Below are 15,811 nucleotides of genomic sequence, written 5' to 3' on the forward strand. Positions count from 1 at the left end.
GATCAGGGGGGAGTTGCGGGGAGAGGGGCGGCCGGGTCGGTGGGGGCGCCGGTCCTGCGGGGCTCAGCGCCGCGCGGAGAACTTCCGGAACGCCCAGTTCATCTCCGGCTCGGTGGCCCATTTCAGCGCGCGGCCCACCAGCGGGGCGCACATGAGCGTCACAGCCACCGCCGCCACGAGCGAGACGACGACCAGACCGACCGGGTCGGAGAGCCAGGTGTAGCGGTCGAACAGGCCCGCGTACTCGGCCCCCTTGATCAGGAAGCCGTGCAGCAGATAGCCGCAGATCGTGCCGGCGCCGAGCACCGTGAACCACCGCGCCCGGCCGGGCACCCAGGCCAGGAAGCCGACCGTCAGCACCAGGGCGCAGCCGAACATCGCGAGCGTCATCACCGCGCCCGACCACCACGGAGCGCCCATCTCCTGAGCGCTGTTGGCGCGGTAGAACCAGCCGAGCTGCATGCGCGGGGCCGCCCAGTACGCGAAGAGCAGCGCACCGGCGAACAGCGGCAGGGACAGCAGCCGCACCTCGCGCCGCCTGACCAGCTGGAAGTGCTCGGGCTTCACCAGCAGGCCGAGCACGAAGAACGGCAGGAACTGCAGCACCCGCTGAAGATCGAGGTCGTCGCCGATGTCGGGGGAGACGGAGGCGAGCATGGCGATGGCGAGGGCCACCGGCAGCGGATGGCGGATCGCCTGCCAGATCGGCGTGGTCACCCGCCAGATGAACAGGGCGATCAGGAACCAGGTCAGGAAGAACGGGTCCACCAGACTGATCGCCATGTCGGGCGAATCGTCGGCGTACCGCTTGAAGAGCGAATAGGCCGTCTCGAACACCAGGTACGGCACCGCGACCGAGGTGATCAGCCGCTTCACCTTGGGCGCCGTCATGTCGAACGACCGGGAGAAATAGCCGGAGATGAGGATGAACGCCGGCATGTGGAACATGTACACGATCATGTACAGCGCCCGAGTGGCCCGGCTGCCGTCCATCACGGGTTCCCAGGCGTGCGCCACCGCGACGAGGACGATGGCCAGATACTTCACGTTGTCGAAGTAGGGGTCACGCTTCTTCGCCGCTCCGGGCGCTCCGGGCGCCGGGGCTCCGACTCCCGGCGACTCCCGGGTCGCCGGGGGAAGCGGGGCCCTCTGAAATACGCTCGGAGCTTGGAACATCTAAGGCACCTTAGACCGGTCGATTGCCTCGCGTAAAACCGCGGAGAGATATCGCGTGTTCCCCTCCATTCGAATGTGAAACCGTCCAACACCGCCCGCTATGACACCATTGATCCCGCTTAAACAGGGCATATCGCCGGGCGATTGGCCCGAGTGAATTACGTCGCATCCATGCCGTCAATTGGCTGTGAATGAAGTGTGGGGATGCGGAAACGATCGTGGTGACGGATATTCGGCCGCCGGTATTCACAGCCGGCGCACAGGGAGCGGCGCGGCGGCCCGGCTCCCGCTCGCTTCCCGGGCGCGGCGCGACCGAGGGTCCGCGTCCGCACCCGCCGCCGCGACGGCGCCGGCCGTCAAGGATGGCGGGATCCCATCACCCCGTTCCGTCACCCGGCAGCAACCACGGGGGAGTTGGTGGCACGATGGAGGCGACGGGGCGCGCGGTGGTGCACGCTTCCGGGCCGGCAAGGCGGACCGACCGAGGGTGTGATCAGACGTGGCTATATCACTGTCTATGGTGCTGCTGTTCGCGGTCATCCTGGTGGTAATGATCCGTAGCGGCTCCATCAAGCCCGGACCCGCGATCGTCGCCGTGCTCTTCGGCTTCTTCCTGGCATCGACCGGCATGGCCCCGTCGATCAACAGGTTCATGAACTCGCTGGCCGACACCATCAACCAGATCAGCTTCTGAGGCGCGGAGCGGTCTGTCGCGTAAAGCGCGAGGGCCCAAGGTCGTCGGTTCGAATCCGGCCACCCCGACCACCAGCAAGATCGCATTGTGGGAGTCCTCCCCCTTGCCGTTACTATGCAAAATGCGTGCCCGTGTGTCTGATGTACCGGGCTCGGTCCGCGAAGCCGTCACTCGGCGGCCCAGCAGAACCCCAAGAAGTCAGCCACCAAGGAGACCGAACCGTGAAGAGCGCCGTGGAGACCCTGAACCCGACTCGGGTTCGGCTCAGCATCGAGGTGCCCTTCGAGGAGCTCAAGGACAGCCTCGACGCGGCGTACAAGAAGATCAACCAGCAGGTCACGGTGAAGGGCTTCCGCAAGGGCAAGATCCCCGCGCGGGTCATCGACCAGCGGTTCGGCCGCGGTGCGGTGCTGGAGGAGGCCGTCAACGACGCCCTCCCGAAGTTCTACACCGAGGCGGTCAACGAGGGTGAGCTGAACGTCCTCGGCCAGCCCGAGGTCGACATCACCGAGCTGAAGGACGGCGAGCTGCTGGCCTTCACCGCCGAGGTTGACGTACGCCCCGAGATCGAGATCCCGGACTACTCCGGCATCGAGGTCACCGTCGACGCCCTCGAGGTCACCGACGAAGAGGTCGAGAAGGCCGTGGAGCAGCTCCGCGAGCGCTTCGCTTCCACCAACCCGGTCGAGCGCGCCGCCGCCGACGGCGACGTCGTCACGATCGACCTGCAGGCCAAGGTCGACGGCGAGGTCCTGGAGGACGGCGTGGCCGACGGTGTCTCGTACACCATCGGTTCCGGCGAGCTCCTCGACGGCATCGACGAGGCCGTGACCGGCCTGGAGGCCGGTGGCGAGGCCACCTTCACCTCGCAGCTGAAGGGCGGCTCCGCCGAGGGCAAGGACGCGGAGGTCACCGTCAAGGTCACCGCCGTCGCCGCCCGTGAGCTCCCCGAGCTGGACGACGACTTCGCCCAGATGGCCAGCGAGTTCGACACGCTGGAGGAGCTGAAGGCCGACAGCCGCAAGCGCCTGGAGACCACCAAGCAGTACGACCAGGCCACGCAGGCCCAGGAGCGCGTCCTGGAGGAGCTGCTGAAGCTCGCCGAGGTCCCGATCCCGGAGAAGCTGCTCGCGGACGAGGTCCAGACCCGCAAGCACAACCTGGAGCACCACCAGCTCGGCCAGATGGGCCTCGACCTCGAGAAGTACCTCGAGATCCAGGGCAAGACCCTGGAGGAGTTCGAGAACGAGACGTCCGAGCAGGCCATCAAGGGCATCAAGACCCAGTTCATCCTTGACGAGCTCGTCAACAAGGAGAAGCTGAACGTCAACCAGGAGGAGCTCACCGAGCACCTCATGCGGCGTGCCGCCTCCTCCGGCATGAGCCCCGACCAGTTCGCCCAGGCCGTCGTCGAGGGTGGCCAGGTGCCGATGCTCGTCGGCGAGGTCGCCCGCGGCAAGGCGCTCGCCGTCGTCGTCGAGGCCGCCAAGGTCGTCGACACCAACGGTGAGATCGTCGACCTGGAGGACGACGAGGACGAGGCCGCCGAGGCCACGGAGACGGCCGAGGCCGCCACCGAGGACAAGGCGGACGACAAGGCCGAGGAGAAGAACGAGGCCTGAGCCTCGCTCCGATCCGCGACAGCCTCGCGCTGACCGTCACGACGGGCCCCGAACGCATCCTGTGTTCGGGGCCCGTCGGCGTAGCGCGCCGGATCGCCGCGCGCCCCCGGAACCCTTGTGCCCACTGCGGAGCTTGCGCTCCCAGCGAACAGTTGCGGAAGCGGGATGGCGTTGTCCCACCTGCGCGTTAGGGTCCATGAAGAGGAAGGGTGGAGCAGTGGCTCCACCCGCCCGGTACGAAGACGCTGAGACGGCCGGAGCCGTCAGAGACGAGCAGGTGGATACGTGACGAATCTGATGCCCTACGCCGCCGGTGAGCCGTCCCTCGGTGGTGGCCTCGGTGACCAGGTCTACAGCCGACTGCTCGGCGAGCGCATCATCTTCCTCGGCCAGCAGGTCGACGATGACATCGCCAACAAGATCACCGCACAGCTTCTCCTCCTTGCCGCCGACCCGGACAAGGACATCTACCTCTACATCAACAGCCCCGGTGGTTCGGTGACGGCCGGCATGGCGGTCTACGACACCATGCAGTACATCCCCAACGACGTCGTCACCATCGGCATGGGCATGGCCGCATCCATGGGCCAGTTCCTGCTCACCGGCGGCGCCTCGGGCAAGCGCTTCGCGCTCCCGAACACCGACATCCTCATGCACCAGGGTTCGGCCGGTATCGGTGGCACGGCCTCGGACATCAAGATCCAGGCCGAGTACCTGCTCCGCACCAAGACGCGGATGGCGGAGATCACCGCCCACCACTCCGGCCAGACCGTCGAGACGATCATCCGCGACGGCGACCGCGACCGCTGGTACACGGCGGAGGAGGCCAAGGACTACGGCCTCATCGACGAGATCATCACGTTCGCGTCGGGCATCCCGGGCGGCGGCGGCACCGGTGCCTGATCCGGTACCCACCGGACCGTCGGCACCACTCCCGCACCACCGTCTCGTACGCCGAGACCTCCAGCCCCAGAACGCCACCAGGATGGTGAACACCCACATGAACAACTTCTCCGGCGCCTCCGCGAGCGGCCTCTACACCGGCCCGCAGGTGGACAACCGCTACGTCGTCCCGCGCTTCGTGGAGCGCACCTCGCAGGGTGTGCGCGAGTACGACCCGTACGCGAAGCTCTTCGAGGAGCGCGTGATCTTCCTCGGCGTCCAGATCGACGACGCCTCGGCCAACGACGTCATGGCGCAGCTGCTGTGCCTGGAGTCGATGGACCCCGACCGCGACATCTCGATCTACATCAACAGCCCCGGCGGCTCGTTCACCGCGCTCACCGCGATCTACGACACGATGCAGTTCGTGAAGCCGGACATCCAGACGGTCTGCATGGGCCAGGCGGCCTCCGCCGCCGCCGTCCTGCACGACCACGGCCCACGGCCGTGTGAACCGTGCCAAGGGGGGCCCGAACGGGGGCCCAGGCAAGGTACCGTCGGATAGAGGCACCAGGAGCCGCTGAACCAGGCGGCGTCCCAGGCGAAGGGGAAGCACCTCGTGGCACGCATCGGTGATGGCGGCGACCTGCTCAAGTGCTCGTTCTGCGGAAAGAGCCAGAAGCAGGTGAAGAAGCTCATCGCGGGACCCGGTGTGTACATCTGCGACGAGTGCATCGATCTCTGCAACGAGATCATCGAGGAGGAGCTCGCGGAGACGAGCGAGGTGCGCTGGGAAGAGCTTCCCAAGCCCCGCGAGATCTACGAGTTCCTGGAGGGGTACGTCGTCGGGCAGGAGCCCGCGAAGAAGGCCCTCTCGGTCGCGGTGTACAACCACTACAAGCGGGTCCAGGCCGGGGAGAACGGCGGCGGCGCCGGTCGTGAGGACGCGATCGAGCTCGCCAAGTCGAACATCCTCCTGCTGGGCCCCACGGGTTCCGGTAAGACGCTCCTCGCGCAGACGCTGGCCCGCATGCTCAACGTCCCGTTCGCGATCGCGGACGCGACGGCGCTGACGGAGGCCGGCTATGTCGGCGAGGACGTCGAGAACATTCTGCTCAAGCTGATCCAGGCGGCCGACTACGACGTCAAGAAGGCCGAGACCGGGATCATCTACATCGACGAGATCGACAAGGTCGCCCGCAAGAGCGAGAACCCCTCGATCACCCGCGATGTCTCCGGCGAGGGCGTGCAGCAGGCCCTGCTGAAGATCCTGGAGGGCACCACCGCCTCCGTCCCGCCGCAGGGCGGACGCAAGCACCCCCACCAGGAGTTCATCCAGATCGACACGACGAACGTGCTGTTCATCGTGGGCGGCGCGTTCTCCGGCCTGGAGAAGATCATCGAGTCCCGGGCCGGCGCCAAGGGCATCGGCTTCGGCGCCACGATCCGCTCGAAGCTGGAGATCCAGGCGAGCGACCAGTTCCAGGAGGTCATGCCNACGCCCTGGTCAAGCAGTACCAGCGCCTCTTCGAACTCGACGGTGTGGAGCTGGACTTCGAGCGCGAGGCGCTGGAGGCCATCGCCGACCAGGCGATCCTGCGCCAGACCGGCGCGCGCGGTCTGCGGGCGATCATGGAGGAAGTCCTCCAGTCAGTGATGTACGAGGTCCCGTCCCGCAAGGACGTCGCCCGCGTCGTCATCACGCCCGACGTCGTCCGCGACAACGTCAACCCCACGCTGGTCCCGCGCGAGCCGCGCACGATCGGCAAGAACGACGGCGGCCGCCACGAGAAGTCGGCCTAGCCGCAGCGGACTTGTCCTACGCCGAAGGGGCGCCCACCGGATGAACCGGCGGGCGCCCCTTCGGCGTCGAGCTGTCAGATCTTGGTGCGGGCGGTGTTGTAGAGCTTGGCGGTGAGGGCCGCGGCCTGGTCCTTGGGCACGCCCTGACCGGCGAGTGCCAGAGCCTTGTCCGCGGTCGTCGTGATGCCGGCCGTGCTGTAGTCGGCCCAGACGCAGACCGCGAGGATGAAGTGCTGGGGCCCCTTGGCGACCGAGCCGTCGCCGTTCTTGTTGGTCACCTTGAGGTCCTGGCACTTCATCACCGCCCCGTCGAACCCCGCGGGTTCGGCGGTCTCGGCCGAACCGACGAGTTCGATGGAGACCTCGCCGCTGCCCGACTTGGCGTCCTTCTCGACGTCGTTGAAGGCGTCGTTGACCACCTTGGCCGGATCGGCGATCTCGCCCCAGAAGCCCTCGAAGTTGAGCACCTTGGTGGCGGCGGCCGCGGTGCCCACCGAGTAGTCGGCCTTCGCCGCGCTGGGGTTCTTGATGCCCAGCGCCTCGACGTCCGTCTTCTTCGTCCCGGTCAGCGGAGCGCTGAGCACCGGCTTCGTGGTGTCCCGCTTGTAGGCGTCGACCGCGTCCGGAGGCGTGATCTTGTAGCCCTTGGTCGCCTCGGAGACGTCCGAGTTGCTGGCCCTGTCGCCCGTGAGGAAGTACACCCCGCCCGCGATGACCGCCAGCGCCACCACGGCGACACCGATGATCAGCCCGGTCTTCTTCTTCGGCTGCGGCGGCTGCTGGCCGTACATGGGCTGCCCACCGTACGGCGGCTGTGGCGGCTGCTGCCCGTACGGACCCGGCTGCTGCGCCTGCGGGTAGCCGTATCCCTGCTGCGGCCCCTGGGGCTGCCCGTACGGGTTCGGCTGCTGCTGGGGGACGCCCTGCGGGGCCTGCTGCGGGTAGCCGTAGCCGGGCTGGCCCTGCGGCGGCGGGGCGCCGTACGGGCCCGGCTGCTGTCCGTAGGGTCCGGGCTGGCCCTGCGGCGGCTGCCCACCGTACGGGCCCGGCTGGTTGTAGCTCATTGCGGTGTCCCCTCCAGAATTCCTTATGCGTTGCGAACATCCTGACGGAAGCCGCCCTGACGCGGGGGATCGGCCCGGACACCGTTACTGAACCAATCCGTTTCAGTGCAGACCTGTGACGGCCCTAAACTGTCTCCCGTGACCGAGAACTCATCGCAGCAGCCAGCCAGCAACCCCGAACTGCCGACCACGTACGCGCCGGCCGATGTAGAGGGGAAGCTGTACGAGCGCTGGGTAGAGCGTGGTTACTTCGAAGCCGACGAGCACAGCGAGAAGCCGCCCTACAGCATCGTCATCCCGCCGCCGAACGTCACCGGCTCCCTCCACCTGGGCCACGCCTTCGAGCACACCCTGATCGACGCCCTCGTCCGCCGGAAGCGGATGCAGGGCTTCGAGGCGCTGTACCAGCCGGGCATGGACCACGCCGGCATCGCCACCCAGAACGTCGTCGAGCGCGAGCTCGGCAAGGAGGGCAAGTCCCGCCACGACCTGGGCCGTGAGGCGTTCGTCGAGCGCGTCTGGCAGTGGAAGAACGAGTCCGGCGGCCAGATCTCCGGCCAGATGCGCCGCCTCGGCGAAGGCGTCGCATGGTCCCGTGAGCGCTTCACCATGGACGAGGGCCTCTCCAAGGCCGTCCAGACCGTCTTCAAGCAGATGTACGACGACGGGCTGATCTACCGCGCCGAGCGCATCATCAACTGGTGCCCCCGCTGCCTCACCGCGATCTCCGACATCGAGGTCGAGTACCAGGAGGACGACGGCGAGCTCGTCTCCATGACGTACGGGGAGGGTGACGAGACCATCGTCGTCGCCACCACCCGCGCCGAGACGATGCTCGGCGACACGGCCGTCGCCGTCCACCCCGACGACGAGCGCTACCGGCACCTGATCGGCAAGCAGATCAAGCTGCCGCTGACGGACCGCACCATCCCCGTCGTCGCCGACCACCACGTCGACCCGGAGTTCGGCACCGGCGCGGTCAAGGTGACCCCCGCCCACGACCCGAACGACTTCGAGATCGGCAACCGTCACGACCTGCCGTTCATCACCGTCCTCGACGAGCGCGCGGTCATCACCGTCCCCGGCCCCTTCGAGGGCCTGGACCGGCTGGAGGCCCGCTCCGCCATCGTCGCCGCCCTGCGCGCCGAGGGCCGGATCGTCGCCGAGAAGCGCCCCTACGTCCACTCCGTCGGGCACTGCTCGCGCTGCAAGACCACCATCGAGCCGCGCCTTTCGCTCCAGTGGTGGGTCAAGGTCGCCCCGCTCGCCGAGGCCGCCGGTGACGCGGTCCGCGACGGCAAGGTCAAGATCCACCCGCAGGAGATGGAGAAGCGGTACTTCGACTGGGTCGACAACCTCCACGACTGGTGCATCTCGCGCCAGCTCTGGTGGGGCCACCGCATCCCCGTCTTCTACGGCCCGAACGGCGAGGTCGTCTGCGTCGGACCGGACGACGAGGCGCCCACCGGCGAGGGCTGGACCCAGGACAACGACGTTCTGGACACCTGGTTCTCCTCCGGCCTGTGGCCCTTCTCCACGCTCGGCTGGCCCGAACGCACCGACAGCCTCGCGAAGTTCTACCCGAACTCCGTCCTGGTCACCGGCTACGACATCCTCTTCTTCTGGGTCGCCCGGATGATGATGTTCGGCCTGTACGTCAACGACGGCGTCCCGCCGTTCGGCACCATCGTCCTGCACGGCATGGTCCGCGACGAGCACGGCAAGAAGATGTCGAAGTCCTTCGGGAACGTCGTCAACCCGCTGGACTGGATGGACAAGTACGGCTCCGACGCCCTGCGCTTCACCCTCGCACGCGGCGCCAACCCCGGCACCGACGTCCCGATCGGCGAGGACTGGGTCCAGGGCTCGGCGAAGTTCTCCAACAAGATCTGGAACGCCACCCGCTTCGCCCTGATGAACGGCGCCACGATCGAGGGCGAGCTGCCCTCGGCCGAGGAGATGTCGGTCACCGACCGCTGGATCCTGTCGCGCCTCAACAAGACCGTCGCGGACGTCGACGCGTTCTACGACGACTTCCAGTTCGCCAAGATCAGTGAGGCGCTGCGCCACTTCGCCTGGGACGAGGTCTTCGACTGGTACGTCGAGCTCTCCAAGACCACGTTCTTCGCGGGCGGCCGCCCGGCCGAGGTCTCGGGCCGGGTCCTCGGCGAGGTCCTCGACGTGATGCTGCGGCTGCTGCACCCGATCGTCCCGTTCGTCACGGAGGCGCTGTGGACCGCGCTCACCGGACGCGAGTCGATCGTCATCGCCGAGTGGCCCGCCGACTCCGGCTTCCGGGACGACGCGGCCGAGAAGGAGATCGAGCTGGTCCAGCAGGTCGTCACCGAGGTCCGCCGCTTCCGCAACGACCAGGGCCTCCAGCCCGGCCAGAAGGTCCCGGCCGAACTGACCCTGACCGGCACGGCGCTCGCCCCGCACGAGGCGGCCATGCGTCAGCTCCTGCGGCTCCAGCCCGCCGGCGACGGCTTCCACGCCACCGCGTCCCTCCCGGTCGCCGGGGCCACCGTCGCCCTGGACCTGTCCGGCACGATCGACGTGCCGGCCGAGCGCAAGCGCCTCATGAAGGACCTGGAGGCCGCGCAGAAGGAGAAGGCCCAGGCCACCGGCAAGCTCGGCAACGAGGCCTTCCTGGCCAAGGCCCCGGACAACGTGGTCGACAAGATCCGCGGCCGGCTCGCCAAGGCCGAGGCCGACATCGAGCGCATCGGCGCCCAGCTGGCGGCCCTCCCGCAGAGCTGATCGGCTATGGACCGAAGCCCCCGCGCACCCGACCGACCGGGACGCGGGGGCTTCGCCGTACCGCTCGCCGACAGTTCGCCGGGCGCTGCGCGCGATGTCGGTGCCCATCCGTAGACTGGGGCCCGTGAGTGAGCCCCGCCCAGACCGGCACGACGCGTCCGATCCCGACGACACCTTCGAGGAGATCGTCGACGAGGCGACCCAGCGCGACCCCGACCTGGCGGTGCTCGAGGCCGGGAGCCGCACGCTGCGCGCCCACTCGGGTCAGCCGCAGGGCGAAGCGGTCCCCGCCCGCCCGGCCGACCCCGAGACCGACAAGGCGCTGCGCGCGGTGGAGCAGGAGCTCGCCGGACGCTGGGGCGAGACCAAGCTGGAGCCCTCCGTCACGCGCATCGCCGCCCTGATGGACGTCCTCGGCGAGCCGCAGCGCGCCTACCCCTCGATCCACATCACGGGCACCAACGGCAAGACCTCCACGGCCCGCATGATCGAGGCCCTGCTCAACGCCTTCGAGCTGCGCACCGGCCGCTACACCTCCCCGCACGTCCAGTCGATCACCGAGCGAATCAGCCTGGACGGCTCCCCGATCCCGGCCGAGCGGTTCATCGAGACGTACGAGGACATCAAGCCGTACGTCGACATGGTCGACACCCAGCAGCCCTATCGGCTCTCCTTCTTCGAGGTCCTCACCGGGATGGCGTACGCCGCCTTCGCCGACGCCCCCGTCGATGTGGCGGTCGTCGAGGTCGGCATGGGCGGAACCTGGGACGCCACGAACGTCATCGACTCCACGGTCGCCGTCGTCACCCCGATCTCGCTGGACCACACCGACCGGCTCGGCACCACGCCCGCCGAGATCGCCGGTGAGAAGGCCGGGGTCATCAAGCCGGGCGCCACGGTCATCCTGGCGCAGCAGCCGGTGGACGCCGCGCAGGTGATGCTGAAGAAGGCTGTCGAGGTGGACGCGACCGTGGCCCGCGAGGGCATGGAGTTCGGCGTCGCCTCCCGGGAGATCGCGGTCGGCGGCCAGCTCGTCACGCTGCGGGGCCTGGGCGGGGAGTACGAGGAGATCTTCCTCCCGCTGTACGGCGCCCACCAGGCGCACAACGCGGCCGTCGCGCTCGCCGCCGTCGAGGCGTTCTTCGGCATCGGCGCCGAGCAGGCCCGCTCCCTCGACATCGACGCCATCCGCAAGGCGTTCGCCTCGGTGCTCTCCCCGGGCCGCCTGGAGGTCGTGCGCTCCAGCCCGACCGTCGTCCTGGACGCCGCGCACAACCCCGCGGGGGCCAAGGCGGCGGCGAACGGCATCTCCGAGGCGTTCAGCTTCTCCCGGCTGATCGGCGTGGTCGGCACGAGCGACGACAAGGACGTCCGGGGGCTCCTGGAGGCCTTCGAGCCGATCTTCGCCGAGATCGTCGTCACGCAGAACTCCACCCCGCGCGCGATGGACGCGGACGCACTGGCCGCGATCGCCGTCGAGATCTTCGGCGACGACCGGGTCCAGGTCGAGCCGCGCCTCGACGACGCCCTGGAGGCGGCGATCACGCTGGCCGAGGAGGAGGACGAGTACGCGGGCGCCGGGGTGCTGGTGACCGGGTCCGTGATCACGGTCGGCGAAGCACGGCTGCTGCTGGGAAGGGGCTGAGAGAGGGATGCGGACGCTCTGCGCCTCGACGCTGATCGGTGAGTTCTTCGTGATCGGCTTCGCCGGTCTCGTCGCGATGAAGCTGGACGACGCCTCCATGACCGTGGTCTGGACGGTGTGCGGCATCGGCATGGCCCTGTCCGTGCTGCTGTGCGGAATGATCACCCGGCCCGGCGGCATCCAGCTCGGCTGGGCGCTCCAGGTCGCGCTGGTCCTCAGCGGATTCGTGGTCCCGATGATGTTCATCCTGGGGCTGGCCTTCGGCGGACTGTGGTGGGCCTCGATCCACTACGGCCGCAAGATCGACGAGGCCAAGGCGCGCTGGGCCGCCCAGGAGGAAGCCGAAGAGGCCACGGCCTGAGCACTTCCGTCGGTGGCCGACACGCCCGCCTCCGTCGCGGGTTCCGGCGGATCCGGGGGCCGAAGGTGACCCAGGGTGAACCCGGGCGTTGATCCGTTCCCGTACCCCTGTAATCTCGCCTCACCGCACCCGTATGCCTGGCCTTGCAAGGAGCCGTACATGACTCAGCGCACTCTCGTCCTGCTCAAGCCCGACGCCGTCCGCCGTGGCCTGATCGGCGAGATCGTCGGCCGCATCGAGCGCAAGGCGAACTGGCGGATCACCGCCCTGGAGCTGCGCACCCTGGACCACGAGACGCTGGAGCAGCACTACGGCGAGCACAAGGGCCGCCCGTTCTACGAGCCGCTCATGGAGTTCATGGCCTCCGGCCCCGTCGTCGCCCTGGTGGCCGAGGGCGAGCGGGTCATCGAGGGCGTCCGCGCCCTGGCCGGCCCCACCGACCCGATCGCCGCCGCGCCCGGGTCCATCCGTGGTGACTTCGGCACGATCACCCGGGAGAACCTCATCCACGCCTCGGACTCGGAGGAGTCCGCAGAGCGAGAACTGAAGCTTTTCTTTCCGGGACTTTCCTGACCCGATCGGCCAAACAGCGCTGTAGGCGAGGGGCGACCGAAGTAATTCGGTCGCCCCTCGGCATAGGGTTTGGGATCGCGGGAACGCATCCCTCCGACGTAACGTCACCTTGGGTAGGACGGCCACCCGTTCCGCTCACAATGGCGAAGGACCCTCGCGCTGTGTCCGTGGATACGGCACTACGATGGAAGCTTCCACGCCCGCAGCGCCAACCTCGCCTACCAGAACAAGCCATCTTCGCTACCTGGGAAGGCCCGACGCATCCTCATGGGGAACAAGGGGAACTCAATGTCGTTCATCGGCCGTGACATGGCTATCGACCTCGGGACTGCCAACACGCTGGTGTACGTCAGGGGGCGCGGCATCGTTCTGAACGAGCCGTCCGTCGTGGCCATCAACACCAACACCGGCGGAATTCTGGCGGTCGGCTCCGAGGCCAAGAAGATGATCGGGCGCACGCCGGGCAACATCGTTGCCGTGCGGCCGCTGAAGGACGGCGTGATCGCCGACTTCGAGATCACCGAGCGGATGCTCCGCTACTTCATCCTCAAGATCCACAAGCGTCGCTATCTGGCCCGCCCCCGGGTCGTCGTCTGCGTGCCCTCCGGTATCACCGGGGTCGAGCGCCGCGCCGTCATCGAGGCGTCCACGCAGGCCGGCGCGCGCCAGGTGCACATCATCGAGGAGCCCATGGCCGCGGCCATCGGCTCCGGTCTGCCGGTCCACGAGGCCACCGGCAACATGGTCGTGGACATCGGCGGCGGCACCACCGAGGTCGCCGTGATCTCGCTCGGCGGAATCGTCACTGCCCAGTCGATCCGGACCGCCGGTGACGAACTGGACAACGCGATCATCCAGCACATCAAGAAGGAGTACTCGCTCCTCCTCGGTGAGCGGACCGCCGAACAGATCAAGATCACCATCGGTTCGGCGTACGACCTGGACAAGGACGAGCACACCGAGATCCGCGGTCGCGACCTGGTCTCCGGCCTCCCCAAGACGGTCGTCATCTCGGCCGCCGAGGTCCGCAAGGCCATCGAGGAACCGGTCAACGCCATCGTCGACGCCGTGAAGACGACGCTCGACAAGTGCCCGCCCGAGCTGTCCGGCGACGTCATGGACCGCGGCATCGTCCTCACCGGCGGCGGCGCGCTGCTGCGCGGTCTGGACGAACGGCTGCGCCACGAGACGGGCATGCCGATCCACATCGCCGAGGACCCGCTGGACTCGGTGGCGCTCGGCTCCGGCAAGTGCGTCGAGGAGTTCGAGGCGCTCCAGCAGGTGCTGGACGCCCAGCCCCGTCGTTAGACGGAGCGCGGATTCCGCGGGACACACCCGATCCGGCGAGCGGACGCTGACGCTCCGTCCGCCGGATCGTTGATATAGATCGTTGCTGTACACGTACTGGAGCGGGCCACACCCGACCGGTACCCCGTACGGAGACGTACACAGGCACGAATATTCCGACGAGGAAGGCACGGCCGCCGCACGTGAGGGACACACGAGAGAGCCGGCTGCTCCTGGTGCTCTTGATCGCCATCGCATTCGCCCTGATCACGGTGGATATCCGAGGCGGCGAGGGGTCACCGGTCGACGGCGCGCGGCAGGCCGCGGCCACCGTCTTCGGACCGGTCGAGAACGGCGTCGCGGCAGCGGTCGACCCGGTGGGCAACGCCATAGGCGCCGTCAGGGACTCCGGCAACCGGCACGACCGGATCTCCACCCTGGAGAAGGAGAACGCGGCGCTGAAGGCCAAGCTCGGCAGCGACGACCGCACCAACAGCCGGGTCCGTCAGCTCGACGCCATGCTGAAGAACGCGGGCGCCGGACAGTACGGCATCAAGGGCGCCGAGGTCATCGCCATAGGAGCGGCCCAGGGCTTCTCCTGGACGGTTACCATCGACGCCGGCTCCGACGACGGCATCCGCCGCGACATGACCGTCCTCAACGGGGAAGGGCTGGTCGGCCGGGTCACCACCGTCGGCCCGGGCACCGCGACGGTCCTGCTCGCCAACGACCCCGACTTCACTGTCGGCACCCGGATGGAGAAGACCGACGAACTCGGCTTCGCCACCGGCCAGGGCTCGCGCCCGCTGTCGGTGCAGTTCCTCAACGGCAAGGCCGAGGTGAAGGCCGGAGACCGGCTGGTCACCTTCGGCTCCAGCAAGGACAAGCCCTTCGTGCCCGGTGTCCCGGTCGGCGAGGTCGTCCGCGTCGACCCCTCCGGCGGAGCGCTGACCCGGACGGTCTACGTGAAGCCGTACGTCGGGTTCACCAAGCTCGACATCGTCGGCGTCGTCGTCCAGGCCCCCCGCCAGGACCCGCGCGACACGGTCCTGCCCAAGCAGCCCGCCAGGACGAAGCCGAAGCCGACCCCCACGGTCACCGTCACGGTCCAGCCCAACGGCGACCTGGTCGACGGCTCCGGCAAGGTCGTCGGCAACATCAACGAGAAGCCGGGCGGCGGCGACGCCGGTGACGCGGCAGGCAACCAGCAGGGCAACGCCCAGCAACCCGACAACGCGGCCGACGGCCAGGAGCAGGGCTGATCCCCATGCGTATCAACCGGACCCTGCTCTCCACGGCCCTGGTCGTGGTCGCCCTGGTCATCCAGGTCTCCGTCCTCGCCCGCCTCCAGCTCCCCGGCGCAGTCCCGGACCTGCTGCTCCTCACCGTCCTCGGACTCGCCTTCGTGTACGGGCCGGTCAGCGGCTCCCTCATCGGCTTCGGCGCGGGCCTCCTCGCGGACCTCGCGCCGCCCGCCGACCACGCCGCCGGACGCTATGCCCTGGTGCTCTGCGTCATCGGCTACCTCGCGGGCATGATCCGCCCGGAGAACGGGCAGCTGAAGTCGGCCTTCGCCCCGATGGCCGTGGTCGTCGCCGCCGCGATCGGCTCGACCCTGCTGTACGCGGGCGTCGGCGCGCTCGTCGGCGACACCGCCGCCCGCCATGTCGGCCTCGGCAGCCTGCTGTTCACGGCCGCGGTCTACGACCTGCTGCTGGCGCCCTTCACGGTGCCGCTCATCATGGCGCTGGCCAGACGCACCGAGAACGACCCGCTCGCCGAGGCCTCCTCCGGGGGCAACGACGTCGCCGCCGGCTGGCTCGCCTCGGGCACCGGTCTGCGGATCGGCAACCAGCGCGGCGGCCTGCGGGCCAAGGCGGCCCGCAGCCGGGCCGCCCGCGCGGGCAGGATCAAGGGGGTCAAGCGCCTGTGAAGCCGTACGTG

12 protein-coding genes and 2 pseudogenes are annotated in these 15,811 nt (G+C 68.6%); 12 read left to right on the forward strand and 2 right to left on the reverse strand.

From position 1 onward, the window contains the following. Positions 1 to 63: 63 nt before the first annotated feature. Positions 64 to 1,176 (reverse strand): acyltransferase family protein, encoded by a 1,113-nt coding sequence (locus D3105_RS18490; RefSeq protein ID WP_118904262.1) that lies wholly within the window; start codon positions 1,174 to 1,176, stop codon positions 64 to 66. A gap of 499 nt (positions 1,177 to 1,675) precedes the next feature. Here D3105_RS18490 and D3105_RS18495 point away from each other — a divergent pair, with 499 nt between their 5' ends. From D3105_RS18495 to clpX, 5 genes and pseudogenes are all read left to right on the forward strand, one after another. Then, the gene (locus tag D3105_RS18495; protein ID WP_006124418.1) at positions 1,676 to 1,870 is read left to right on the forward strand and encodes a hypothetical protein; all 195 of its coding nucleotides are present in this window, start codon (positions 1,676 to 1,678) and stop codon (positions 1,868 to 1,870) included. Between the two features lie 221 nt (positions 1,871 to 2,091). Further along, positions 2,092 to 3,492, forward strand: coding sequence for a trigger factor (gene tig / locus D3105_RS18500; RefSeq protein WP_075266466.1), 1,401 nt, complete (start codon positions 2,092 to 2,094; stop codon positions 3,490 to 3,492). A 297-nt stretch (positions 3,493 to 3,789) separates the two neighbouring features. After that, complete coding sequence (locus tag D3105_RS18505; RefSeq protein WP_030708378.1) at positions 3,790 to 4,395, forward strand: ATP-dependent Clp protease proteolytic subunit; 606 nt, start codon at positions 3,790 to 3,792, stop codon at positions 4,393 to 4,395. Between the two features lie 82 nt (positions 4,396 to 4,477). Further along, a pseudogene (locus tag D3105_RS18510) lies at positions 4,478 to 4,861 on the forward strand (ATP-dependent Clp protease proteolytic subunit); the annotation flags it as partial. A 132-nt stretch (positions 4,862 to 4,993) separates the two neighbouring features. Beyond that, positions 4,994 to 6,177, forward strand: a pseudogene (gene clpX / locus D3105_RS18515) (ATP-dependent Clp protease ATP-binding subunit ClpX). Positions 6,178 to 6,251: 74 nt separating this feature from the next. On the opposite strand, the gene D3105_RS18520 reads toward clpX, so the two are convergent. Next, positions 6,252 to 7,241 (reverse strand): hypothetical protein, encoded by a 990-nt coding sequence (locus D3105_RS18520; RefSeq protein WP_118904263.1) that lies wholly within the window; start codon positions 7,239 to 7,241, stop codon positions 6,252 to 6,254. A 138-nt stretch (positions 7,242 to 7,379) separates the two neighbouring features. Between D3105_RS18520 and D3105_RS18525 the strand changes: the two genes are divergently transcribed. From D3105_RS18525 to mreD, 7 genes are all read left to right on the forward strand, one after another. Next, positions 7,380 to 10,001, forward strand: coding sequence for a valine--tRNA ligase (locus D3105_RS18525; RefSeq protein WP_118904264.1), 2,622 nt, complete (start codon positions 7,380 to 7,382; stop codon positions 9,999 to 10,001). Positions 10,002 to 10,125: 124 nt separating this feature from the next. After that, entirely contained in the window at positions 10,126 to 11,646 is a 1,521-nt protein-coding gene (folC, locus tag D3105_RS18530; protein WP_118904265.1) for a bifunctional tetrahydrofolate synthase/dihydrofolate synthase, read from the forward strand. A gap of 7 nt (positions 11,647 to 11,653) precedes the next feature. Further along, positions 11,654 to 12,007, forward strand: a complete 354-nt coding sequence (locus tag D3105_RS18535; protein WP_118904266.1) for a DUF4233 domain-containing protein — start codon at positions 11,654 to 11,656, stop codon at positions 12,005 to 12,007. 159 nt (positions 12,008 to 12,166) lie between these two features. Beyond that, positions 12,167 to 12,580, forward strand: a complete 414-nt coding sequence (ndk, locus tag D3105_RS18540) for a nucleoside-diphosphate kinase (RefSeq protein ID WP_006124409.1) — start codon at positions 12,167 to 12,169, stop codon at positions 12,578 to 12,580. Positions 12,581 to 12,868: 288 nt separating this feature from the next. Continuing rightward, on the forward strand, positions 12,869 to 13,888 hold the full coding sequence (locus tag D3105_RS18545; protein ID WP_006124407.1) for a rod shape-determining protein: 1,020 nt from the start codon (positions 12,869 to 12,871) through the stop codon (positions 13,886 to 13,888). A 182-nt stretch (positions 13,889 to 14,070) separates the two neighbouring features. Beyond that, positions 14,071 to 15,129, forward strand: a complete 1,059-nt coding sequence (gene mreC / locus D3105_RS18550) for a rod shape-determining protein MreC (protein WP_118904267.1) — start codon at positions 14,071 to 14,073, stop codon at positions 15,127 to 15,129. Between the two features lie 5 nt (positions 15,130 to 15,134). Continuing rightward, entirely contained in the window at positions 15,135 to 15,800 is a 666-nt protein-coding gene (gene mreD, locus D3105_RS18555; protein WP_118904268.1) for a rod shape-determining protein MreD, read from the forward strand. The last annotated feature ends 11 nt before the right edge of the window (positions 15,801 to 15,811 follow it).

Origin of the sequence: Streptomyces globisporus (genome assembly GCF_003501885.1) — a bacterium.
Lineage (GTDB): Bacteria > Actinomycetota > Actinomycetes > Streptomycetales > Streptomycetaceae > Streptomyces > Streptomyces globisporus_D.